Here is a 22527-nt window from a genome sequence, read left to right as displayed (position 1 = left end):
TCCCCGACCGATTGTCAGTGGGATGGTGCACCGTGGATCACACAGCAGGTCGAACGATCTGGAGGGGGACTCATGACCCTGCCCGAAACCACCACGACCACCGCCGCGGACGCCGTCGCGACCACCTCCGCGACCACCGCGGCGGACGGCTCCCGCCCGGAGGCCCTGCGGCCCCACGCCGAGGACGCCTTCGCCCCTGAACTCGCGGCGCTCGCCGCCGTGGACGACCGGCCCCGGCCCGCCCGCTGGCGGCTCTCGCCCTGGGCCGTGGCGACCTACCTCCTCGGCGGCACGCTTCCCGGCGGCACGGTGATCACGCCGAAGTACGTCGGCCCGCGCCGCATCGTCGAGGTCGCCGTCACGACGCTCGCCACCGACCGCGCCCTGCTCCTGCTCGGAGTGCCCGGCACCGCCAAGACCTGGGTCTCCGAGCACCTCGCCGCCGCGGTCAGCGGCGACTCCACCCTCCTCGTCCAGGGCACCGCCGGCACGCCCGAGGAGGCCATCCGCTACGGCTGGAACTACGCGCAGCTGCTCGCCCACGGCCCCAGCCGCGACGCCCTCGTGCCCAGCCCCGTCATGCGGGCCATGGCGCACGGCATGACGGCCCGGGTCGAGGAGCTGACCCGCATCCCCGCCGACGTGCAGGACACCCTCATCACGATCCTGTCCGAGAAGACCCTCCCGATCCCGGAGCTCGGCGAGGAGGTGCAGGCGGTCGGCGGCTTCAACCTCATCGCCACGGCCAACGACCGCGACCGCGGCGTCAACGACCTCTCCAGCGCGCTGCGCCGCCGCTTCAACACGGTCGTCCTGCCGCTGCCCGCCACCCCGGAGGCCGAGGTCGACATCGTGGCCCGGCGCGTCGACCAGCTCGGCCGCTCGCTGGACCTGCCGGCCGTGCCCGAGGGCGTGGAGGAGATCCGCCGGGTCGTCACCGTCTTCCGCGAGCTCCGCGACGGGATGACCACCGACGGGCGCACCAAGCTCAAGTCCCCCTCGGGGACGCTGTCGACGGCCGAGGCGATCTCCGTCGTCACCGGCGGCCTCGCCCTCGCGGCCCACTTCGGCGACGGCGTCCTGCGCTCCGCCGACGTCGCCGCCGGCCTCCTCGGCGCCGTGGTCCGCGACCCCGCCGCCGACCGGGTGATCTGGCAGGAGTACCTGGAGACGGTGGTGCGCGAGAGAGACGGCTGGAAGGACTTCTACCGCGCCTGCCGCGAGGTGAGCGCGTGACGAGGACCGCCGGCGCATGCCTGACCGCGGCCCCCGCCGCGCACCCTGACGCCCGCCCGCCCGCGGCCCCGGCCGTGACCGGGTCCGGCGGTCCCCCCGTCCGGTCCCTGCCCGGCCCCCTGGTGCTGGGGGTGCGGCATCACGGACCCGGGTCCGCCCGGGCCGTGCGCGCCGCGCTCGACGCCCGGCGGCCCAGGGCCGTGCTCGTCGAGGGTCCGCCCGAGGCGGACGCGCTGGTGGCGCTCGCCGCCGACGAGGAGATGCGGCCCCCGGTCGCACTGCTCGCCCACGCCGTCGACGACCCGGGCCGCGCCGCGTTCTGGCCCATGGCGGAGTTCTCGCCCGAGTGGGTCGCCATCCGGTGGGCCCTCGCGCACGGCGCCGAGGTCCGCTTCATCGACCTGCCCGCCGCCCACACCCTCGCCGCCACCGACCCCACCTGGGGCGACGAGGACGAGGCCGCCGGCCGGGGGCTGCGCGTCGACCCGGTCGCCGAACTCGCCGAGGCCGCCGGCTACGACGACGCCGAGCGCTGGTGGGAGGACGTCGTCGAACTGCGCGGCAGCACCGACCCGTTCGCCCCCTTCGAGGCCCTCGCCGAGGCGATGGGCGCCCTGCGCGAGGCGTACGGGGACGGCGGCCATCCCCGCGACCTGGTGCGCGAGGCGTACATGCGGACCCGGCTCCGGGCCGCGCAGAAGGAGTTCGGCGACGACCTCGCCGTCGTCTGCGGCGCCTGGCACGTCCCCGCCCTGCGCCGCCGGACGCCGCTCACCGCCGACCGCGCCCGGCTCAGGGGACTGCCCAAGGTCAGGACCGAGCTGACCTGGGTGCCCTGGACCCACCGCAGGCTCGCCCGCCGGTCCGGCTACGGCGCGGGCATCGAGGCGCCCGGCTGGTACGCGCACCTGTTCACCGCCTCCGACCGGCCCGTCGAGCGCTGGATGACCAGGGTCGCCCGGCTCCTCAGGGACGAGGACCTGGCGGTCTCCTCCGCCCATGTCATCGAGGCGGTCCGGCTCGCCGACACCCTCGCGGTCCTGCGGGGCCGGCCGCTGCCCGGGCTCGGCGAGACGACCGACGCCGTCCGCGCCGTCATGTGCGACGGCTCCGACGTGCCGCTCGACCTGATCCGCGACCGCCTCGTCGTCGGCGACGTCCTCGGCACCGTCCCGGCGGGCGCCCCGGCCGTACCGCTCCAGCGCGACCTCGAACGCCTCCAGCGCGCACTGCGCCTCAGGCCCGAGGCGCACGAGCGCGAGCTCGACCTCGACCTGCGCAAGGACACCGACGCAGCCCGGAGCCGGCTGCTCCACCGGCTCCGGCTGCTCGGCGTCCGCTGGGGCGCCCCCGTCGCGGGCCGCGGCTCCACCGGCACCTTCCGGGAGAGCTGGCGGCTGTGCTGGGAGCCGGAGCTGCACGTCCAGGTCGCCGAGGCGGGCGTGTGGGGCACCACCGTCGAGGGCGCCGCCACCGCCAGGGCCGAGTCGCAGGCCGTGGCGGCCGACGACCTCGCCGACGTCACGGCGCTCGCCGAGCAGTGCCTGCTCGCCGGGCTCACCGGGGCCCTGCCCGCCGTGCTGCACGCGCTCGCCGACCGCGCCGCGCTCGACACCGACGTCGCCCACCTCGCCCAGGCGCTGCCCGCCCTCGCCCGCTCCCTGCGCTACGGCGACGTGCGCGCCACCGACACCGCAGCGCTCGGCGAGGTCGCCTCCGGCCTGGCCGAACGGATCTGCGTCGGCCTGCCGCCCGCCTGCACCGGGCTCGACACCGACGCCGCCGCGGAGATGCGCGAACGCGTCGACGGCGTCCACACGGCGCTCGCGCTGCTCGCCGCCCGGACCGGCACCGCCGACGGGTCCGGGGAGCCCGCCGCCCCCGACGACGGGGGACTCGCCGACCGCTGGGCCGGGGTGCTGCGGCGGCTCGCCGTCAGGGAGCGGGTGCCCGGGCTGCTGCGGGGGCGGGCCGCCCGGCTGCTGCTGGACGAGGGACGGCTCGCGGAGGACGAGGCCGCCCGGCTGATGGGGCTCGCCCTGTCGCCCGGCACCCCACCCGCAGACGCCGCCGCCTGGATCGAGGGCTTCGTCGGCGGTGCCTCGGGAGGCGGGCTGCTCCTCGTGCACGACGAGCGGCTGCTCGGTCTGGTCGACGACTGGCTGAGCGGCGTGCCGGCCGAGGGCTTCACCGACGTGCTGCCGCTGCTGCGCCGCACCTTCGCCGGCTACGAGTCCGGCGTCCGGCGAACGCTCGGCGAGCTCGTCGCCCGCGGCCCCGCGACCGCCGGCCCCGCCGGTCCCTCCCTCACCACGCCCGGCTTCGCCGGCACCCCCGACCAGGGGCGCGCCGACGGCGTCATGCCCCTGCTCCACCTCATCCTCGGCACCCCAGGACAGTGAGGACCACCGTCATGAGCAGCGTCACCACCTCCTCCGACGACGAGCGCCTGCGCCGCTGGCGGCTGGTGCTCGGCGGCGAGGCCGACGGCACCGGCCGCGCCCTCAGCGGCACCGACGCCGCCATGGACGGCGCCCTGGCCGCCCTCTACGGCGGCCGCGGCGGCGACCGGAGGAGCGGCGGGGACCGCTCGGCCGGCCTGGGCGGCTCCGCCCCCTCCGTGGCCCGCTGGCTGGGCGACATCCGGACGTACTTCCCCAGCTCCGTCGTCCAGGTCATGCAGCGCGACGCGATCGAGCGGCTCGGCCTGTCCACGCTGCTGCTGGAACCCGAGATGCTGGAGGCCGTCGAGCCGGACGTGCATCTCGTCGGCACCCTGCTCTCCCTCAACAAGGCGATGCCGGAGACCACCAAGGAGACCGCGCGCGCGGTGGTCCGCAAGGTCGTCGACGACCTGGAGAAGCGGCTCGCCACCCGCACCCGCTCCACCCTGACCGGCGCCCTCGACCGCTCGGCGCGGATCTCCCGCCCCCGGCACCGGGACATCGACTGGGACCGCACCGTCCGCGCCAACCTGGCGCACTACCTCCCGGAGTACGGCACGGTCGTCCCCGAGCGCCTGATCGGCTACGGCCGGGCGGCCCGGTCGGTGCGCAAGGAGGTCGTCCTCTGCGTCGACCAGTCCGGCTCGATGGCCGCCTCCGTCGTCTACGCCTCCGTCTTCGGCGCCGTCCTCGCGTCCATGCGGGCGATCGCCACCCGGCTCGTCGTCTTCGACACCGCCGTCGTCGACCTCACCGACCAGCTCGACGACCCCGTCGACGTCCTCTTCGGCACCCAGCTCGGCGGCGGGACGGACATCAACCGGGCGCTGGCCTACTGCCAGTCCCGGATCTCCCGGCCCGCCGACACCGTCGTCGTCCTCGTCAGCGACCTCTACGAGGGCGGCATCCGCGACGAGATGCTGAAGCGGGTCGCCGCGATGAAGGCCTCCGGCGTGCAGTTCGTCTGTCTGCTCGCCCTCTCCGACGAAGGCGCCCCCGCCTACGACCGGGAGCACGCCGCCGCCCTCGCCGCGCTCGGCGCCCCCGCCTTCGCCTGCACCCCGGACCTGTTCCCCGAGGTGATGGCCGCCGCCCTGGAGAAGCGCCCGCTGCCGATACCCGCGGCCTGACCGCGGGTGCGGAATCCGTCGTCCCGCGGACACCCGGACGGATGCCGACGGTGTCACTGAGGTCCATATCACAATCCCGCCGGCGCGGTCCTCACCCGGCCGCACGGCGCGCCGTGAGGTGCGCAACGGCCCCTGTCCGCCTGCCCCGAGGGCCCGGCCGCCCCCTGCTCCCACCCCGGCGGAACGCCCCGCCGGGCCTACGGTCTGTGACCCGTATCACCGCCCTGTAGTGATCTGCGATTTAGGGTCCCACGGCCCTCGGGGATAACCTGCGAGACGGACATGCCGCGTCCACGGACACCGTGTACGCCTCCCTAGTGACAGCGCAGTCACGTTGCCCTTCGCGGCACGCCCACGCAGACAACGAACCGCGATCATCTAGAAAAGGGACGCGCGTGGACCTGTTCGAGTACCAGGCGAGGGACCTCTTCGCCAAGCACGGTGTACCGGTGCTGGCCGGTGAAGTCATCGACACGCCTGAGGCGGCGCGCGAGGCCACCGAGCGGCTTGGCGGCAAGTCGGTCGTCAAGGCGCAGGTGAAGGTCGGCGGCCGCGGCAAGGCCGGCGGCGTCAAGCTGGCCACCACCCCGGACGAGGCCGTCGCCCGCGCGACGGACATCCTGGGCATGGACATCAAGGGCCACACGGTCCACAAGGTGATGATCGCGGAGACCGCTCCGGAGATCCTCGAGGAGTACTACGTCTCGTACCTCCTCGACCGCACCAACCGCACCTTCCTCGCCATGGCCTCCGTCGCCGGCGGCATGGACATCGAGGAGGTCGCCGCCACGACCCCCGAGAAGCTCGCGAAGGTCCCGGTCGACGCCAACAACGGCGTCGACATCGAGAAGGCCCGTGAGATCGTCGCCCTGGCCCAGTTCCCGGCCGAGGTCGCCGAGCAGGTCGCCGAGGTCCTCGTGACCCTGTGGAAGACCTTCGTCGCCGAGGACGCCCTCCTCGTCGAGGTCAACCCGCTGGCCAAGGTCGCCTCCGGCGAGGTCATCGCCCTCGACGGCAAGGTCTCCCTGGACGCCAACGCCGACTTCCGCCAGCCGGAGCACGAGGCGCTCGAGGACAAGGACGCAGCCAACCCGCTCGAGGCTGCCGCCAAGGCCAAGGGCCTCAACTACGTCAAGCTCGACGGCGAGGTCGGCATCATCGGCAACGGCGCCGGCCTGGTCATGTCGACCCTGGACGTCGTCGCGTACGCCGGTGAGAACCACGGTGGCGTGAAGCCCGCCAACTTCCTCGACATCGGTGGCGGCGCCTCCGCCGAGGTCATGGCGAACGGCCTGGAGATCATCCTCGGCGACCCGGACGTCAAGTCCGTGTTCGTCAACGTCTTCGGTGGCATCACCGCCTGTGACGAGGTCGCCAACGGCATCGTCCAGGCCCTCGAGCTCCTCGCCTCCCGGGGCGACGAGGTCACCAAGCCGCTGGTCGTGCGCCTCGACGGCAACAACGCGGAGCTGGGTCGCAAGATCCTGTCGGACGCCAACCACCCGCTCGTGCAGCGTGTGGACACCATGGACGGCGCGGCCGACAAGGCCGCCGAGCTCGCGGCTGCGAAGTAAAGGAAGAGGGACAGAACAGCCATGGCTATCTTCCTCAACAAGGACAGCAAGGTCATCGTCCAGGGCATGACCGGTGCCACGGGCATGAAGCACACCAAGCTCATGCTGGGTGACGGCACCAACATCGTCGGTGGCGTGAACCCGCGCAAGGCCGGCACGAAGGTCGACTTCGACGGCACCGAGATCCCGGTCTTCGGCACCGTCGCCGAGGCGATGAAGGAGACCGGCGCCAACGTCTCGGTCCTCTTCGTCCCGCCGGCCTTCGCCAAGGCCGCCGTGGTCGAGGCGATCGACGCCGAGATCCCGCTCGCCGTGGTCATCACCGAGGGCATCGCCGTCCACGACTCCGCCGCGTTCTACGCGTACGCCGTGGAGAAGGGCAACAAGACCCGCCTCATCGGCCCGAACTGCCCCGGTCTCATCACCCCGGGCCAGTCCAACGCCGGCATCATCCCGGGCGACATCACGAAGCCGGGCCGCATCGGCCTGGTCTCGAAGTCCGGCACGCTGACGTACCAGATGATGTACGAGCTCCGTGACATCGGCTTCTCCTCCGCCGTCGGCATCGGTGGCGACCCGGTCATCGGCACCACGCACATCGACGCCCTGGCGGCCTTCGAGGCCGACCCGGACACCGACCTGATCGTCATGATCGGTGAGATCGGCGGCGACGCCGAGGAGCGTGCGGCCGACTTCATCAAGGCGAACGTGACCAAGCCGGTCGTCGGCTACGTCGCGGGCTTCACCGCCCCCGAGGGCAAGACCATGGGCCACGCCGGCGCCATCGTCTCCGGCTCCTCCGGCACCGCCCAGGCGAAGAAGGAGGCCCTCGAGGCCGCCGGTGTCAAGGTCGGCAAGACCCCGACCGAGACCGCCAAGCTGGCGCGCGCGATCCTCGCGGGCTGACCCGGGCCGCGTCGCACAGCAGCCTGACGGCCCGACGGGCCGCGAGCGAAGGGGCCCCGCCCCTCCGGGAGACCGGAGGGGCGGGGCCCCTGTGCGTGTCCGAGGTGCAGAAGCGTTTTTGCTAATCGGGCCTCGGCACCAGCCGCTCCGGGCCCGGGTTCGGCGCGGTGCGCAGCATCTCGCGGAGCTCCTTGTCCTCCGGGCGCAGCTTCTGCGGGCCGCCGCGGACCGGGACACCCTCGACGACCGCGCCGGGCGCGTTCACCGGGATGTAGCGGGTCGGCGCGGTCGCCACGGTGAAGGCCGTGAGGCCGATCAGCGCCGCCGTCACCCCGAAGACCGCCTGGGTGAGCAGCCGGATCCGCCGCTCGCTGCCCGACCGCACGCTGCGCGCCGCGGGGAGGGTAGTCGTCGGCGCCTCCGCGACGAGCGTGCTCAGCCGGAGGTGCAGCTCCTCGGGGTCGGCGAGTTCGGGCAGGCGCCGGGCGATGGCCGTGCGGGCGTGGAGCAGCCGGTTTCCCGCGGCGGGGGTGCTCGCCTCGGTCTCGGCCGCGGTCTCCGGCAGGTCGAGGCCGAGCCCGTCGTAGAGCAGGACGGTACGGCGGTACGCGGGCGGCAGGTCGAGCAGCGCCCCGAGCAGGGCCCGCCGCGAGGCCTCGGTCGGCGGGGTGTCGGGGTGCCGGTGGCGACGCCGGAAGCGGTGCCAGGGCGACAGCGCGTACTCGTAGGCCGCCGCACGCACCCAGCCCACCGGGTCGCGGTCGACCGCGACCTCGGGCCAGTGCTGCCAGGCGTGGTGGAAGGCCTGCTCGACGGACTCGCGCGAGAGCATGCGGCGCCCGGTGAGCAGGTACGTCTGGTGCACGAGCGAGGGTGCGGCGTACGCGTACAGCGCGTCGAAGGCCTCCTCGGGAGTGAGGCCGGCCGGGCCCCCGGCCGCGCCGGCGGCTCCGGCGATCCGCTCGGCGGCCTCGGCGCGGGCCTGCGCCCTGGTGGCCGTGCGGTGCGCCGTGGCGGCCCCGCCGCTCCCGGCCGCGCGTGCGGCGGCGGGCCCGCGGGCCGGGCCCGCCGGCCGGGCACCGGTGCCGCCCGGTCCGGTCCCGGTGACGCCCGCCGTGTCGCCCGGTCCGGCCGCTGTGCCGCCCGCCGTGTCGCCCGCTCCGGCCGCTGCGACGCCCACTCCGGTCCCGGTGTCGTCCGCTCCGGCCGCCGTGGTCCCGGTGGTGGTCCCGTCGCCCGTCGGAGTGACGCCCGCGCGTGTTCCGGCGGTCGCGCCGTCCCCCGCGTCCGGCAGGGGGCGGTCCGCGGCCCCCGCCGGTGCCGGGCCGTGCGCGGGGGTTCTCCTGCGCTCTGGCGCGTCCGCGCCGGTCTCCGGGACGCCGGACCCGTGCGGCGCCGGTTTCAGGCGCTCCTCCGGCTGTCGCGGGTCGTCCGTGGTCCACGGCGCCGGCCCCGTCGCGGACGCGCCGGGCGGTGCCACGGGGGTCTTCGGCGGGCGGGCGACGCCCTTGGTGGCCGGGCGCGGGCGGGTCGGGTCCGGAGCGGGCCGGGCCGGCTTCTCCGGCTGGGCCGGCGCCGGCTCCTCGTGGACGCCGAGGAGCTTCGCGTACGCCTCGCGCTTACGCCCCCGGGGGGCACTGCGGCCGGTCTCCCAGGAGCGGACGGTGGCCCGGGTGACGCCCAAGGCCTCCGCGACGTGCTCCTCGCTCAGGGAGAGGGCCTCCCGCAGTCGGCGCCGCTCCTTGGGGGACGGGAGCGAGAAGGACGGACTCGTCGGACTCATCGGCGTCGACCTCCCGCAGCGCTTCTCTGGGCCGAAAAGTACATAAACGTATATTGAGCGACACAACGGCCATTCGCCTGTTACGGGGGCGAACCGCGTGTCGCTGGCAGCATGGGCCCCGTGACGCATCTGACCGGGCAGCGCCCGCCGCTGGTGCCCGACGCCCGGGTCCAGGGCGGCCGTCCGGCCGCCCTCGCCACCGCCTTCGTGCGCGGCGCAGTGGCGGCCGGGCTCGGCCTCGGCGCCTTCACCGTGCTCGTGATCGGCGCCTGGGTGGCCTCGCCCTACCCCGACAGCGGCCCCGGGGGCGCCCTGCACACCGCCGCCGGCATCTGGCTGCTCGCGCACGGCGCCGACCTCGTCCGGCTCGACACCGCCACCGGCGTCCCGGCCCCCCTCGGCGTCTCCCCGCTGCTGCTGACCGCCCTGCCGCTGTGGCTGGCGCACCGGGCGGCCCGTGACACCGCCGACGCGGACGACGCCCGCGCCGGCTCCCCGCCCGTCGCCGGCGCCGCCGCCGTCGCCTCGGGATACCTGCTGGTCGCTGCCGCGGTCGTGGCCTACAGCGAGACCGGCGCGTTCCCCGCGGACCTGCTCAGCGCCGGCTGCTGGATTCCGCTCGGCGTCCTCGCCGCCACGGGCGCGGGCGCCTGGACGGCGCACGGCCGGCCGCTGCCGGGCCGGGAGCAGAGTGCGACCGCCCTGCGCGCGGGCGGGCTCGCCCTGCTGATGCTGCTCGGTGGTGGGGCGGTGCTCGCGGGGCTGTCCCTGCTGTGGCACGTGGGGGACGCCCAGGCGTCGCTCGACGGCCTCGCGGGGGAGTGGTCGGGCCGGGCGTCCGTCGCGTTCCTCGTGCTCGCGCTCCTGCCGAACGCCGTCGTCTGGGGCACCGCCTACGCTCTCGGCCCCGGCTTCTCCCTCGGCACGGGCGCCCTGGTCACCCCGCTCGGTTTCGGCGACGCCCCCGCCCCGCCCGACTTCCCGCTGCTCGCCGCGCTGCCCGGTCACGGCCCCGGCGGCTGGCCGCACGCGGCAACCGCCGCGGTCCCCGCCCTGGCCGCCCTGGCCCTCGGGCGGCGGGTCGGGCGGGCGGCCCGCTCCTGGACCGGTCAGGAGACGGCGCTGAGCGCGCTGGCCGGTGCCTGGGTCTGCGGCGCGGCCGTCGCCCTCCTCGCGGCCGCCGCCGGCGGACCGCTCGGTTCCGGGCGGCTCACGGTCTTCGGGCCCGTGTGGTGGCAGGCGGGCGCGGCGGCCGTGCTGTGGGCCATGGGCGTCGGTCTGCCGACCGCCCTCGCCGTACGGGCCTGGGGCCGCCGCGGCCTGCGGAAGGCGGCGGAACGTGCCACGGCGCCGGAACCGGTGGTGCCGCCGGCCGGGCCGGCGTCCGCGCGCACGTTCCGGTCCCTCACCGTGGCCCTGTCCGGCCTCCTGCGCCCGTCCGTGCCGGCGCCCGCCGCGGGGGGCCCGGAGCCGGCGGCCGGGGAGGCCTCGTGGGCGCCGGGCGCGGACTCCTCCCCGCCGGTCGGGGCGGGCACCGCCGGTGCGCTCGCCGAGCTGGACGCCCTCGACGCCCTCGACCCGCTCGGCGACGACCCCGGCGACGAGTCCTACGGCTTCCTGCCCGCCGCATGGGAACCTCCCGCCGGGCCGCCCGCGGAGCCCCCGGTCACCCCCTCCGATCCGGTCTGACGCCTACTCCCGCACCCCGAACGTGTCCTGAAGCGGCTTCGGCAGCAGGTCGTTGCAGGCCAGCTGGCTCTGCTTGGTCAGGGCGTCCGCCCGGCACTCGTAGAAGTCGCGGTACGCGAGGTGCATCGCGAAGCCGCTCGCGACGATCATCAGCGCCACCGCGGACGCGACCAGGCCGCTGATCGCGGCGGTCCGCTTCGACCGGGCCGCCGCCTGGCCCGCCTGCCCCGCCTGCCCCGCCTGGGCCGGGGCCTGCGGGCCGCCGCCCTCCCCGGCGCCCGGGGCCTTCACCTTGGCGCGCAGGGCACTGACCGCCCAGTACACGCCGAGGGCGCCGAGCAGCAGCGCGGCCTCCGGGATGTCGAAGATGGCGAAGAAGAAGGCCCACATGCCCGAGAGCACCGCGTACCGCGCCCGCCGCTGCGCCGGGTCGGTCGGGTCCCAGCGCAGGCCGGGGCCCTGGCCGCCCTGGCCGCCGTCGGGGCCGCCCTGGCCGCCCGACGGGCGCTCGGGGCGGCGGCCGAAGCCGTCGGAGGAACGTCCCGGCTGACTGCTGCTCCAGCCGGGGCCGCCCGAGGAACCGCCGTCCTCCGGCTCCTCCTGCCCCTCCGGGCCCTCCGGACGCCGCGGCTGCCACGGCTGGTCCGGCTGTCCCTCCGGCGGCGGTGCGAACGGGTTGTTGTCGTTCGTGGACTGGCGATCCGGCATGTGCTGGATGTCTTCCCTCTGTCGGTGTGCCCGGGTGTGAAGTGGCGCGCGGCCCTGGTGTGGCGGGTCGTCGGACCCTGACGCTACCGCCCGGTCCCGCCCCCGTCCCGTGGGGGCCGTCCGGAGTGCCGGTATCGTTGCTGACGGTCGGGCCCTTCGTAGGGTTCCCCGTATCCAGGGACGCGATTCGTTCGTACGACCGCACAAACACCACGGAAAGAGTGACCCAGTGGCTGCCGCCCGCCTCGTCGTCCTGGTCTCCGGTTCCGGCACGAACCTCCAGGCGCTGCTCGACGCCATCGCCGCCGACCCCGAGGGTTACGGCGCCGAGGTCGTCGCCGTCGGCGCCGACCGGGAGGGCATCGCCGGACTCGACCGGGCCGAGAGCGCCGGGCTGCCCACCTTCGTCTGCCGCGTGAAGGACCACGCGAGCCGCGAGGAGTGGGACCGCGCCCTGACCGAGGCCACCGCCGCCCACGAGCCCGATCTCGTCGTCTCGGCCGGCTTCATGAAGATCGTCGGCAAGGAGTTCCTCGCCCGCTTCGGCGGCCGGGTCGTGAACACCCACCCGGCGCTCCTCCCCAGTTTTCCCGGTGCCCACGGCGTCCGCGACGCCCTCGCCTACGGCGCGAAGGTCACCGGATGCACCGTCCACTTCGTCGACGACGGTGTCGACACCGGCCCGATCATCGCCCAGGGCGTGGTCGAGGTGCGGGACGAGGACGATGAGGCCGCGCTCCACGAGCGCATCAAGGAAGTCGAGCGCTCGCTGCTCGTCGAGGTCGTGGGGCGCCTCGCCCGCAACGGCTACAGCATTGAGGGACGAAAGGTTCATGTCGGTGAACACGGACACCGTTAAGCCCATCCGCCGGGCGCTGGTCAGCGTCTACGACAAGACGGGGCTCGAAGAGCTGGCCCGTGGACTGCACGAGGCCGGCGTCGAGCTGGTCTCCACCGGCTCCACCGCGTCGAGGATCGCCGCGGCCGGCGTCCCGGTCACCAAGGTCGAGGAGCTGACCGGCTTCCCCGAGTGCCTGGACGGCCGCGTCAAGACGCTGCACCCGCGCGTCCACGCCGGCATCCTCGCCGACCTGCGCCTGGAGTCGCACCGCGCCCAGCTCGCCGAGCTGGGCGTCGAGCCCTTCGACCTGGTCGTCGTGAACCTGTACCCGTTCCGCGAGACCGTCGCCTCCGGCGCCACTCCGGACGAGTGCGTCGAGCAGATCGACATCGGCGGCCCGTCCATGGTCCGCGCCGCGGCCAAGAACCACCCGTCCGTGGCCATCGTCACCGACCCGGGCGCCTACGCCGCGGTCCTCCAGGCGGTCCGGGAGGGCGGCTTCACGCTGGCGCAGCGCAAGCGGTTCGCCGCCCAGGCCTTCCGGCACACCGCCGCGTACGACGTGGCCGTCGCGTCCTGGTTCGCCGACGACTACGCCGCCGCCGACGACTCCGGCTTCCCCGACTTCCTGGGCGCCACCTACGAGCGCCAGAACGTGCTGCGCTACGGCGAGAACCCGCACCAGGGCGCCGCGCTCTACGTCGACGGCACGGGCGGCCTGGCCGAGGCCGAGCAGCTGCACGGCAAGGAGATGTCGTACAACAACTACACGGACACCGACGCCGCGCGCCGGGCCGCGTACGACCACGCCGAGCCGTGCGTCGCGATCATCAAGCACGCCAACCCGTGCGGCATCGCGGTCGGCGCGGACGTCGCCGAGGCCCACCGCAAGGCGCACGCCTGCGACCCGCTGTCCGCCTTCGGCGGCGTCATCGCCGTCAACCGCCCGGTGTCCGTCGCGATGGCCGAGCAGGTCGCCGAGATCTTCACCGAGGTCATCGTGGCCCCCGGCTACGAGGACGGCGCCGTCGAGATCCTGGCCAAGAAGAAGAACATCCGCGTGCTGCGCGCCGAGGGCGCCCCGGCCAACCCGGTCGAGGTCAAGCCGATCGACGGCGGTGCCCTGCTCCAGGTCACCGACCGTCTCCAGGCCGACGGCGACGACCCCGCCCACTGGACCCTCGCCACCGGCGAGGCCCTGTCGGAGGCCGAGCTCGCCGAGCTGTCCTTCGCCTGGAAGGCCTGCCGCGCGGTCAAGTCCAACGCGATCCTGCTCGCCAAGGACGGCGCCTCGGTCGGCGTCGGCATGGGCCAGGTCAACCGCGTCGACTCCGCGAAGCTGGCCGTCGAGCGGGCCGGCGAGGAGCGTGCGGCCGGCTCGTACGCCGCCTCGGACGCCTTCTTCCCCTTCCCCGACGGTCTGGAGATCCTCACCGCCGCCGGCGTGAAGGCGGTCGTGCAGCCGGGCGGCTCGGTCCGCGACGAGCTGGTCGTCGAGGCCGCGAAGAAGGCGGGCGTGACCATGTACTTCACCGGTACGCGTCACTTCTTCCACTGACGGTGCCGGGGCCGTCACGGCCCCGGCACCGCCCGGGCGGGCTCCGGCCCGCCCGGGGGTCCGATCCGGAAGACAGGCCCCAGGCGTCGATTCCGCCGGTCGAGTGGACTCTGCTCTAATGGGTTGCTCTTTTGTCGGCGGCTGGTCCCTGGGGGCGCGGTGTTGGATGTGCAGAGCGGTTCCGCGGCGGAGCACTCCGCCCGCGAGGCCACCGAGGCCACCGAGGCCCACGGCGGTCAGCCGGACGGCCGCGCTCTCGCGCCGGCGCCCGCGCTGCCGTACGCGGCCGTGGCGAGCGTCCTGGGCGCCCTGTACTTCCTCTACTCGTGGGTCCAGTACGACCGCTTCCGGACGCCGTCCTGGGACCTCGGCATCTTCGAGCAGTCCGTCCGCGCCTACGCCGAGCTGCGTGCCCCGATCGTGGACATCAAGGGTCCGGGCTTCCTCATACTCGGGGACCACTTCAGCCCGGTGACCGCGCTCCTCGCGCCGCTCTACTGGGTGTGGTCCTCCCCGCTCGCCCTGCTCCTCGCCCAGGCCGTGCTCTTCGCCGCCTCCGCCGTCGTCGTCGGCCGCACCGCCCAGCAGGTGCTCGGCAGCCGCGCCGCCGGGATCGGCCTCACCGTGGCCTACGGGCTGTCCTGGGGCCTTCAGGAAGCGGTCAAGTCCGACTTCCACGAGATCGCCTTCGCCGTCCCGCTGCTCGCGCTGACCTGCCGGGCCCTGCTGCTGGGCCGCTGGACCGCGGCCGTCGCCTGGTCCGCGCCGCTCGTCCTCGTCAAGGAGGACATGGGCCTGACCGTCGCCATGGTCGGCGCGGTGCTCCTCGTCAAGGGACAGAAGCGCCTCGGCGCCGCCCTCGCCGCCTTCGGCACCGTCTTCTTCGCGCTGACCGTGCTCGTCCTCATCCCGGCCGCGAGCCGGGTCGGCCAGTACGACTACTGGGCCAAGATCGAGAAGTCCGGCGACGGGGCGGACGTCTCCTTCCTCGACTCGGTCGTCGGCGCCTTCCAGCACGGCGAGAAGTGGGAGATGGTCCTCTTCCTCGTCGGCGTCACCGGCTTCCTCTGCCTGCGTTCCCCGCTGACCCTGCTCGTCCTGCCGACGCTGGCCTGGCGCTTCCTCTCTCACGACCCCAACCACTGGGGCATGTTCTGGCACTACAACGCGATCCTGATGCCGGTGGTCTTCCTGGCCCTGGTCGACGCGGTCCGTGCCGTCCGCACCTCGCCGCGGCCCTGGCTCGTGGCGTACGGGAAGGTCGTCGTCCCCGTCGTCACGGCGATCGCGATCGTCCACGCCATGGACATGCCGCTGCGCGAGCTGCTGCGGGCCGAGACCTACCGCACGGACGCCCGCACCCTGGACGCGCGGCGGGCGGTGGCCGCGGTGCCGGAGGGCACCAGCGTGGAGACCAACGTGACGCTCATGGCCCACCTGACGGGGGACCACACCGTCTACTGGGTCGGCGGCGCGCAGGGCGTGAGCCCCGACTACCTCGCCCTCGACCTCGCCTCCGGCTGGTCCCAGCCGGTCACCGACCCGGTGGGCCTGGCCTCCCAGCTGCATCCGGAGGCCCGGTACGCGGTGTCGGCGCAGGCCGGGCAGTTCGTGGTGCTCAGGCGGCAGTGACGCGTCGCCGCGGCGGGACGCCGTGCAAACGCGAAGGGGCCCGGTTCCGTCCTGGAACCGGGCCCCTTCGCGTGCGTGCCGTGATCAGTAACGCGGGCGCTTGAACCAGGCCGCGCCGTCCGCCTTCGCGAAGAAGACGATGATCAGGATGCCCATCACGAGGCTGATCAGCGCGAAGACGTTGGCGCCGAGCAGGTTGACGAGGCTGCCGAGGGTGACCAGGGAGCCGTAGACGATGCCGCCGACGCGGACGCCGTTGCCGCCGGTCCTGACCTTCACGGCCGTCATGATCGCCCACACGCCGAAGGCGACGCCGATGATGCCGAAGACCACCATGGTGCCGGTCAGGACGGTGCTCACGTCCTGGCCCTGGGTGTCGAGCTCACCGGTGCCCTCGATCTGGTCGGCGACCCAGCCGCTGGCCGCGGCCATGACGATGCCCATGAGAGCCTGCAGGACGCCGAGGATCCACAGCATCACGCGGGCCGCCTTCACACCGCCCGGCATGTCCGCCGGCACGCCCGGGTAGCCGCCGGGGCCGCCGGGGTAGGGGGCGACCGGCGGGGCGGCCGGGTAGCCGTAGCCCTGCTGGGGCGGCACGCCCTGCGGGGTCTGCTGCGGGTAGCCGTAGCCGGGCTGCTGCCCCTGCGGCTGGCCGTAGGGGTTGTTCGGTTCGCCGAAGCTCATCGGGAGGTTCCTCCGTTGGTTCTGTGCGGGGACGACGCGGCCCGCGCGAGGAAGAGTCACCACCTGATGCACCACTTGTGAGCGGTTCTGCCCCCCGGCACTGCCCGCGGCACTGCGCAGATCATCGTGGTCAGAACGGCCACCCCTTGTCCAGTCGATACGCAGCGCGGTTGTGCAAGTGCAATCTCCGCCTCCGAATTGGAATCAGGCGGGGGTCATCCGGGAGGATGGCCGCATGAGCGCCCAGATTCTCGATGGCAAGGCCACCGCAGCCGCGATCAAGTCCGATCTGACCGTCCGCGTGGCGGCCCTCAAGGAGCGGGGCGTCACGCCCGGTCTCGGCACCGTCCTGGTCGGCGACGACCCGGGCAGCCAGAAGTACGTCGCCGGCAAGCACCGCGACTGCGCCCAGGTCGGCATCGCCTCCATCCAGCGCGAGCTGCCCGCCACCGCCACGCAGGAGGAGATCGAGGCGGTCGTGCGGGAGCTGAACGAGGACCCGTCCTGCACCGGCTACATCGTGCAGCTGCCGCTGCCCAAGGGCATCGACGAGAACCGCATCCTGGAGCTGATGGACCCGGCCAAGGACGCCGACGGTCTGCACCCGATGAACCTCGGCCGGCTGGTCCTCAACGAGCCCGCCCCGCTGCCCTGCACGCCGAACGGCGTCATCACCCTGCTGCGCCGGCACGGCGTCGAGATCAAGGGTGCCGAGGTCGTGGTCGTCGGCCGTGGCGTCACCATCGGGCGCCCGATGCCGCTGCTGCTGACCCGCCGCTCCGAGAACGCCACCGTGACCCAGTGCCACACCGGCACCAAGGACCTCGCGTCCCACCTGCGGCGCGCGGACATCATCGTCGCGGCGGCCGGTGTCGGTCACCTGATCAAGCCGGAGGACGTCAAGCCGGGCGCGGCCGTCCTCGACGTCGGCGTCTCCCGCGACGCCGACGGCAAGATCGTCGGCGACGTGCACCCGGGCGTGGCCGAGGTCGCCGGCTGGATCTCCCCGAACCCCGGCGGTGTCGGCCCCATGACCCGCGCCCAGCTCCTGGTCAACGTCGTCGAGGCCGCCGAGCGCGCGGCCGGGGTCCGCTGACCGTGTCCTCGTCCGGGACGCCTTCCGGCGCTGCGGCCGACCGCCCTTCCGACGGGCTCGCCGACCGGCCCTCCGACGGGCTCGCCGACCGGGACCGGGCCTCCGCCGCTCCGCCGGCCGGATGGGCCGACGGGCCGGAGGAGCCGGGCGGCGCCGCGTCGCGCCGCCACCCGCGGGCGAAGCTCACCACCACGACCGCGCGGCCCGAGGGCGGCGGCCGGGCGGCGCCGGGCGACGCGCCGGCGCCCGCGCGCCAGTGGCCGCTGCTGACCGTGCTCGGGCTGACCGCGCTCGGGCTCCTGATCGTCGGTACGGACCTGTTCCCGCAGGCCTTCCGGGTCGGCACCCTGCTGGTCGGCGCGGCGCTGCTGACGGGCGCGGTGCTGCGGCGCATGCTGCCGTCGGTCGGGATGCTGGCGGTCCGTTCGCGGTTCACCGACATGGTCACGTACGGGCTGATGGGCGGCCTGATCGTGCTGCTCGCGCTGATGGTCCAGCCGCAGCCGTGGCTGCGGATCCCGTTCCTGGAGGACGTCCTCCACCTCACGGTGACGTGACCGCGGGGCACGGCCTGCCGCGTGCCCCGTGAGACGGCGGGCGCCCGTCCTCTCCCCCGTGGGAGGACGGGCGCCGCCGCGATCAAGGGTCATGTACGTGCCAAGGCCCCTTCAAGGTCCGCCGGGCCCTTGTGGCACGGAGGTGACCATTCCGGTACGTGCCGTGCGGAAGCCGGGTGGCAGTGAGCCGTCCCACAAAGGGGTGGGGATTCGGTGCGGCCCGAGTCGGATAGCCTGACCGCTGGATATCTCTTCACGTCGAGACACCGATCGATCAAGAGGGGTATCCCACACCAGGGGCAGGGACCCCCACCGCCAGCTGTCTTACGGAGATCGCCATGACCCGCACTCCCGTGAATGTCACCGTGACCGGCGCGGCCGGCCAGATCGGCTACGCGCTGCTCTTCCGCATCGCCTCCGGCCACCTGCTCGGCGCGGACGTGCCGGTCAAGCTCCGCCTCCTGGAGATCCCGCAGGGCGTCAAGGCCGCCGAGGGCACCGCCATGGAGCTCGACGACTGCGCCTTCCCGCTGCTCAAGGGCATCGACATCTTCGACAACCCGAACCAGGGCTTCGAGGGCGCCAACATCGGTCTGCTCGTCGGCGCCCGCCCGCGCGGCCCGGGCATGGAGCGCGGCGACCTGCTCGCCGCCAACGGCGGCATCTTCAAGCCGCAGGGCGAGGCCATCGCCGCGCACGCCGCCGACGACATCAAGATCCTCGTCGTCGGCAACCCGGCCAACACCAACGCCCTGATCGCCCAGTCGGCCGCCAAGGGCGTCCCGGCCGAGCGCTTCACCGCGATGACCCGCCTGGACCACAACCGCGCCCTGACGCAGCTGGCCCAGAAGACCGGCGCCTCCGTCGAGGACATCACGCGCCTCACCATCTGGGGCAACCACTCCGCCACGCAGTACCCGGACATCTTCCACGCGGACATCGCCGGCAAGAACGCCGCCGAGGCCGTGAACGACGAGGCGTGGCTGGCCGACACCTTCATCCCGACCGTCGCCAAGCGCGGCGCCGCGATCATCGACGCCCGTGGCGCGTCCTCGGCCGCCTCCGCCGCCAACGCCGCCATCGACCACGTCCACACCTGGGTCAACGGCACCGCCGAGGGCGACTGGACCTCCATGGGCGTCCCGTCGGACGGCTCCTACGGCGTCCCCGAGGGCCTCATCTCCTCCTTCCCGGTCACCTGCAAGGACGGCAAGTACGAGATCGTCCAGGGCCTGGAGATCAACGAGTTCTCCCGCACCCGCATCGACGCCTCCGTCAAGGAGCTCGTCGAGGAGCGCGACGCGGTCCGCGAGCTCGGCCTCATCTGAGTCCCACGGCTCACGCGGCTTCCGTGACACGGGAGTTCGCGTGGCGTCCGCAGGACGCCCCCGGCGCCCCCGGCCCTTAGGCCGGGGGCGCCGCGCGTTCTATGCTGTGCCCTCGGTTCCGCCGACTCGGCGGAGGACACGTGCAGTTCGGGAGCCCAGGGGACCAGTTGACGCAGCCGTCCTTACCTCACCAGCCCGGCCCACCCACCGGCCCGCCCACCGGTCCGCCGCCCCCCGGCGCACCGCCCACCGCCGAACGCGGCAACCCCGCCACCAGCGAGGCCACCCGGCTGCTCTGCGCCGGCACCTATCTCGACGACGCCTTCCGCGACGCCGTCATCGACCAGCTCTACGTCCACGAGGAGCGGGTCGCCGCCCAGTCCCTCGGCATCGACGCCGCCCGCGTCCTCGCCCACGCCCTGCGCGCCCGCCGGGTCGAACTCGGCTGGTCGGCCGCGATCCTGGGCCTGTGGGTGGTGTCCTTCGCGCTCACCAAGGGCCTGGTCCTGTTCCTCGCCGTGCCCTTCCTCCTGCTCGGCGTCGCCCGCTGGATCCGCGGCAGGGCGGCCGCCGCGCCGCTCTACCGCGCGGTCCCCGCCTTCGTCGTGCGCTGGTACGCCCGTCTGACCCTCCTCCAGGCCGCCGTGATCCTGCTCTTCCTCGCCTTCGCCGGCGAGGAGACCCGCTGGGAGGTCCTGGGCGACGTCGTGGGCTCCGGCGACTCGGGGGCACTCGTCGGCCTCGCCGTCGCCGGTGGCACCGAGCAGCTGTGGGGCATCGGCCTCCCGGAGGTCTGGATCACCATCGCGGTGCCGTTCCTCATCGCCGCCGCCGTGGCCGCGCAGCGCGGCCAGTTCGCCCGCGCACTCACCGGCGAGCTGTCCCGGGCCGGTTTCGCCGACCTGCACGGCGACCCGGCCGAGCAGGCCCAGGGCGCCCGCTTCCGCCGGCTGCGCGACCGGATCCGGGTCGAACAGCACGCCCGGCTGGTGATGTACCGCTACGAAAACCCGTTCTGCGGCGCCGGTCAGCCCTACGAGCCCTGGTCCCTCTCCGTCGAGCTGCGCCCCCGCAAGGACCTGGACGGACCTACGCCCGAACCGCTCGACAACAGCGCGATCCTGCGGCACGTCGTCCCGCTCGTGGAAGCGCTGCGGACGCCGTCGCCGCACGGTTCGCCGCAGGCCCAGGCCGCCGTACGGGACCGGCTGCGCGAGCTGGAGATCGACGAGGTCGTCTTCCTGCCGGTCGACGGCCTGCCGAGCCGCGCGGCCGCCCCGTACACCCCCGAGGGCTTCGAGCGGCACCGCTCCGCCGCGATCGAGGAGGGCGGCGAGCCCCGCCGTCACTTCCTGCGGATCAGGGTCGGCGGCTGGGGCGAGGAGATCGTCACCACCGTCTTCGTCCGGGTCCACACCCAGGGCGGCATGCTCATGCTGGAGGTGGCCCCGCACGTGCTGCGGCCGGTCGCCGAGCTCTACCGGTACGCCGACCGGATCGCCCACCGCTACCGCCACAACCACCACTTCGGCAAGGCGGTCTGGGCCCTCGGCAGGACCCCGCGCTCCGCCGGGCAGGCCCTGGTCACCCTCTGGCGCGGCCTCGGCCACGTCTGGCGGCTCGCCACCGGCGGGCACGCGGCCGCCCTGCCCGAGGGACCGCTCCGTTCCGTGCGCGAGCTCGGCTCGGACGACGAGGCCTCCCTCTTCCAGGAGATGGACGTCAGCCGTTACCTGAAGAGCATCCAGGACCGGGTCGCCGACGGGGTGACGGTGGCCCTGCGTCAGGCCGGCTACGAGACCGCCGAGTTCGAGCAGAAGATCGTGCACGTCGCCGAGGGCGGGACGTTCATCGAGGGCACCAAGGGGAACGTCACCATCGGCGCGCACAACACCGTCACCAGCAAGACCTTCACCACGACGAACACCGGAGGCGACCGTGGCTGAGAACCCGACCCCCGCCGACCGCGCGGCCGGCGGCATCCACGTCAGCAACGCCGGCGGCAACGTCACCATCGGCGACAACAACCAGGTGGCGTACACGGTGCAGGGCTCCGAGCCCTCCCGCGACCCCCGGCAGGAAGAGCTCCTCCAGGCCGTCCGCGCGCTCCGGGGCGACCTGACGCGTGTCGTCGCCTCGGAGCAGACGACCGCGCTCGACGCCGAACTGTCCGACGTGGAGGACGAGATCGAGGGCACGGGCGCGGCCGCCCCCGGCCGGCTCGCCCGCCTCCGCCAGGCGCTGGCCGACGCGGGCGCCGTCACCGGACTCTTCGCCTCGGCCGCGGCCGTCGGCCAGGCCGTCGGCGCGCTGCTCGGAGGATGAGATGAGCCGTGACGGGGGCGGCGGCGCGTGGTGGAACGACGAGTCGCAGAGCTGGGAGACGGGGCCGGACGCGTCCGGCGCGCGCCAGGGCGGGGGAGCGGGCGCGGGTGACGGGGCGGGACCCGGGGCCGTGCCGGCTCCCGGATCGGCCCCCTGGCCGGTGCAGGGTCCGGGTCCGGCACCGGCCGGAGGGTCCGGGCCGGTCGTGCCCGCGCCCGTCCCCGCCTCCGGAGGGGGCCACGGCGTCGTGCCCTTCCCCGGCGACGGGTACGGACCGGGGCCGGTCGTGCCCATGCCGCACCTGCCGCCGGTGCCGCCCGTGCCTCCGCCTGCGCCGCCCGGGGAGTCCGCGGGTGCGCGGCCGGGCGCGCGGAACGCCGTGATCGCCGGGGTCGTCGTGGGCGTCCTGGCCGCCGGGTCCGTCGGCGGCTGGCTCCTGTGGGGGCGGGGCGGGAGCGACGACGGCAAGGGGAGCGGTGCGACGGCCGCTCCCAGCGCGCCCGCGACGTCGGGCCCCGCCTCCGGCGCCGACGGAGGGCCTTCCGGGACGGCGTCGGACTCCCCGTCGCCCTCGGACGGTGTCCCTCCCGCCGGCTTCCGGCTCGTCCGGGAGAGCGGCTTCGCCCTCGCCGTACCCGAGGGCTGGAACCGCACGTCCTCCGGTTCCAGCGTCTTCTACAACGCGCCCGACGGCCTCGGCCTGGTGCAGGTCTACAGCCTCGACGAGCCGGGGATCACCCCGTACGAGGCGCTGCGCCAGACCTCGCGGGACCTCGCCGCCAAGAACCCGGGCTACCGGGAGATCAGTCTCACCCGGACCGGGGCGGGCGAGGACGCCGCCGAGCTGGTCTACTCGTACGACCGGACCGAGGGGCGCCGCAAGGTCGTCGACCGGGCCTTCGTCGGCGGGGACGGGCGGCAGTACGCGGTGCTCGCCGCCGGGCCCGAGAGCGCCTGGCCCGAGCAGCGGAGGACGCTGGACACGGCCCTGGAGTTCTTCACGCCGTGACGGGCGGTTCCGTGAGCGGCGTCT

At 74.3% G+C, this 22527-nt stretch carries 18 protein-coding genes; 15 read left to right on the top strand and 3 right to left on the bottom strand.

The window, feature by feature from the left end; genetic code table 11:
* The first annotated feature begins 72 nt into the window (after positions 1 to 72).
* The 5 genes from ACGF1Z_RS17045 to sucD all read left to right on the top strand — a co-directional run bounded on the left by ACGF1Z_RS17045 (position 73) and on the right by sucD (position 7290).
* Complete coding sequence (locus ACGF1Z_RS17045) at positions 73 to 1236, top strand: AAA family ATPase (protein WP_393004647.1); 1164 nt, start codon at positions 73 to 75, stop codon at positions 1234 to 1236.
* The gene (locus ACGF1Z_RS17040; RefSeq protein ID WP_393004645.1) at positions 1233 to 3638 is read left to right on the top strand and encodes a DUF5682 family protein; all 2406 of its coding nucleotides are present in this window, start codon (positions 1233 to 1235) and stop codon (positions 3636 to 3638) included. Before ACGF1Z_RS17045 ends, ACGF1Z_RS17040 begins: the two co-directional genes overlap by 4 nt.
* An 11-nt stretch (positions 3639 to 3649) precedes the next feature.
* Positions 3650 to 4810: a VWA domain-containing protein gene (locus ACGF1Z_RS17035; RefSeq protein ID WP_393004643.1), complete on the top strand. Its 1161-nt coding sequence runs from the start codon at positions 3650 to 3652 to the stop codon at positions 4808 to 4810.
* A 395-nt stretch (positions 4811 to 5205) separates the two neighbouring features.
* Entirely contained in the window at positions 5206 to 6384 is a 1179-nt protein-coding gene (gene sucC, locus ACGF1Z_RS17030) for an ADP-forming succinate--CoA ligase subunit beta (protein WP_393004641.1), read from the top strand.
* 21 nt (positions 6385 to 6405) lie between these two features.
* Complete coding sequence (sucD, locus tag ACGF1Z_RS17025) at positions 6406 to 7290, top strand: succinate--CoA ligase subunit alpha (RefSeq protein WP_365754731.1); 885 nt, start codon at positions 6406 to 6408, stop codon at positions 7288 to 7290.
* Between the two features lie 121 nt (positions 7291 to 7411).
* On the opposite strand, the gene ACGF1Z_RS17020 is transcribed toward sucD, so the two are convergent.
* Positions 7412 to 9073, bottom strand: a complete 1662-nt coding sequence (locus tag ACGF1Z_RS17020; RefSeq protein WP_393004639.1) for a helix-turn-helix domain-containing protein — start codon at positions 9071 to 9073, stop codon at positions 7412 to 7414.
* A 120-nt stretch (positions 9074 to 9193) separates the two neighbouring features.
* Between ACGF1Z_RS17020 and ACGF1Z_RS17015 the strand changes: the two genes are divergently transcribed.
* Entirely contained in the window at positions 9194 to 10762 is a 1569-nt protein-coding gene (locus ACGF1Z_RS17015; RefSeq protein WP_393004637.1) for a DUF6350 family protein, read from the top strand.
* Between the two features lie 3 nt (positions 10763 to 10765).
* Here the strand turns inward: ACGF1Z_RS17015 and ACGF1Z_RS17010 are convergent, their stop codons facing one another.
* A complete protein-coding gene (locus tag ACGF1Z_RS17010; protein ID WP_393004635.1) occupies positions 10766 to 11470 on the bottom strand; it encodes a hypothetical protein in 705 nt (234 codons plus the stop codon).
* Between the two features lie 229 nt (positions 11471 to 11699).
* On the opposite strand from ACGF1Z_RS17010, the gene purN reads away from it, so the two are divergent.
* From purN to ACGF1Z_RS16995, 3 genes are all read left to right on the top strand, one after another.
* Positions 11700 to 12329, top strand: coding sequence for a phosphoribosylglycinamide formyltransferase (purN, locus tag ACGF1Z_RS17005; protein WP_393004633.1), 630 nt, complete (start codon positions 11700 to 11702; stop codon positions 12327 to 12329).
* Positions 12304 to 13869 carry a bifunctional phosphoribosylaminoimidazolecarboxamide formyltransferase/IMP cyclohydrolase gene (purH, locus tag ACGF1Z_RS17000; RefSeq protein ID WP_393004631.1) on the top strand — a complete coding sequence of 522 codons (1566 nt, stop codon included), beginning with the start codon at positions 12304 to 12306 and terminating at the stop codon, positions 13867 to 13869. Before purN ends, purH begins: the two co-directional genes overlap by 26 nt.
* Positions 13870 to 14037: 168 nt before the next feature.
* On the top strand, positions 14038 to 15501 hold the full coding sequence (locus tag ACGF1Z_RS16995; protein WP_393004629.1) for a DUF2079 domain-containing protein: 1464 nt from the start codon (positions 14038 to 14040) through the stop codon (positions 15499 to 15501).
* A gap of 84 nt (positions 15502 to 15585) precedes the next feature.
* Here the strand turns inward: ACGF1Z_RS16995 and ACGF1Z_RS16990 are convergent, their stop codons facing one another.
* Positions 15586 to 16188 (bottom strand): hypothetical protein, encoded by a 603-nt coding sequence (locus ACGF1Z_RS16990; protein ID WP_393004627.1) that lies wholly within the window; start codon positions 16186 to 16188, stop codon positions 15586 to 15588.
* A 235-nt stretch (positions 16189 to 16423) separates the two neighbouring features.
* Between ACGF1Z_RS16990 and ACGF1Z_RS16985 the strand changes: the two genes are divergently transcribed.
* The 6 genes from ACGF1Z_RS16985 to ACGF1Z_RS16960 all read left to right on the top strand — a co-directional run bounded on the left by ACGF1Z_RS16985 (position 16424) and on the right by ACGF1Z_RS16960 (position 22503).
* Complete coding sequence (locus ACGF1Z_RS16985; protein ID WP_393004625.1) at positions 16424 to 17284, top strand: bifunctional methylenetetrahydrofolate dehydrogenase/methenyltetrahydrofolate cyclohydrolase; 861 nt, start codon at positions 16424 to 16426, stop codon at positions 17282 to 17284.
* Positions 17281 to 17841, top strand: coding sequence for a DUF3017 domain-containing protein (locus ACGF1Z_RS16980; protein ID WP_393005634.1), 561 nt, complete (start codon positions 17281 to 17283; stop codon positions 17839 to 17841). Before ACGF1Z_RS16985 ends, ACGF1Z_RS16980 begins: the two co-directional genes overlap by 4 nt.
* Before the next feature lie 338 nt (positions 17842 to 18179).
* Positions 18180 to 19169 carry a malate dehydrogenase gene (locus ACGF1Z_RS16975; protein WP_393004623.1) on the top strand — a complete coding sequence of 330 codons (990 nt, stop codon included), beginning with the start codon at positions 18180 to 18182 and terminating at the stop codon, positions 19167 to 19169.
* Between the two features lie 167 nt (positions 19170 to 19336).
* The gene (locus ACGF1Z_RS16970) at positions 19337 to 21115 is read left to right on the top strand and encodes a hypothetical protein (protein WP_393004621.1); all 1779 of its coding nucleotides are present in this window, start codon (positions 19337 to 19339) and stop codon (positions 21113 to 21115) included.
* Positions 21108 to 21494: a hypothetical protein gene (locus ACGF1Z_RS16965; protein ID WP_393004619.1), complete on the top strand. Its 387-nt coding sequence runs from the start codon at positions 21108 to 21110 to the stop codon at positions 21492 to 21494. The genes ACGF1Z_RS16970 and ACGF1Z_RS16965 overlap by 8 nt, the downstream gene beginning before the upstream one ends.
* Before the next feature lie 379 nt (positions 21495 to 21873).
* Positions 21874 to 22503 carry a hypothetical protein gene (locus tag ACGF1Z_RS16960; protein ID WP_393004617.1) on the top strand — a complete coding sequence of 210 codons (630 nt, stop codon included), beginning with the start codon at positions 21874 to 21876 and terminating at the stop codon, positions 22501 to 22503.
* The last annotated feature ends 24 nt before the right edge of the window (positions 22504 to 22527 follow it).

It is taken from the genome of Streptomyces sp. NPDC048018, from assembly GCF_043202995.1.
In the GTDB taxonomy this organism is placed as follows: Bacteria; Actinomycetota; Actinomycetes; order Streptomycetales; family Streptomycetaceae; genus Streptomyces.
Note: the sequence above shows the minus strand (reverse complement) of the source record. Positions and strands in the feature narration are given on the sequence as shown.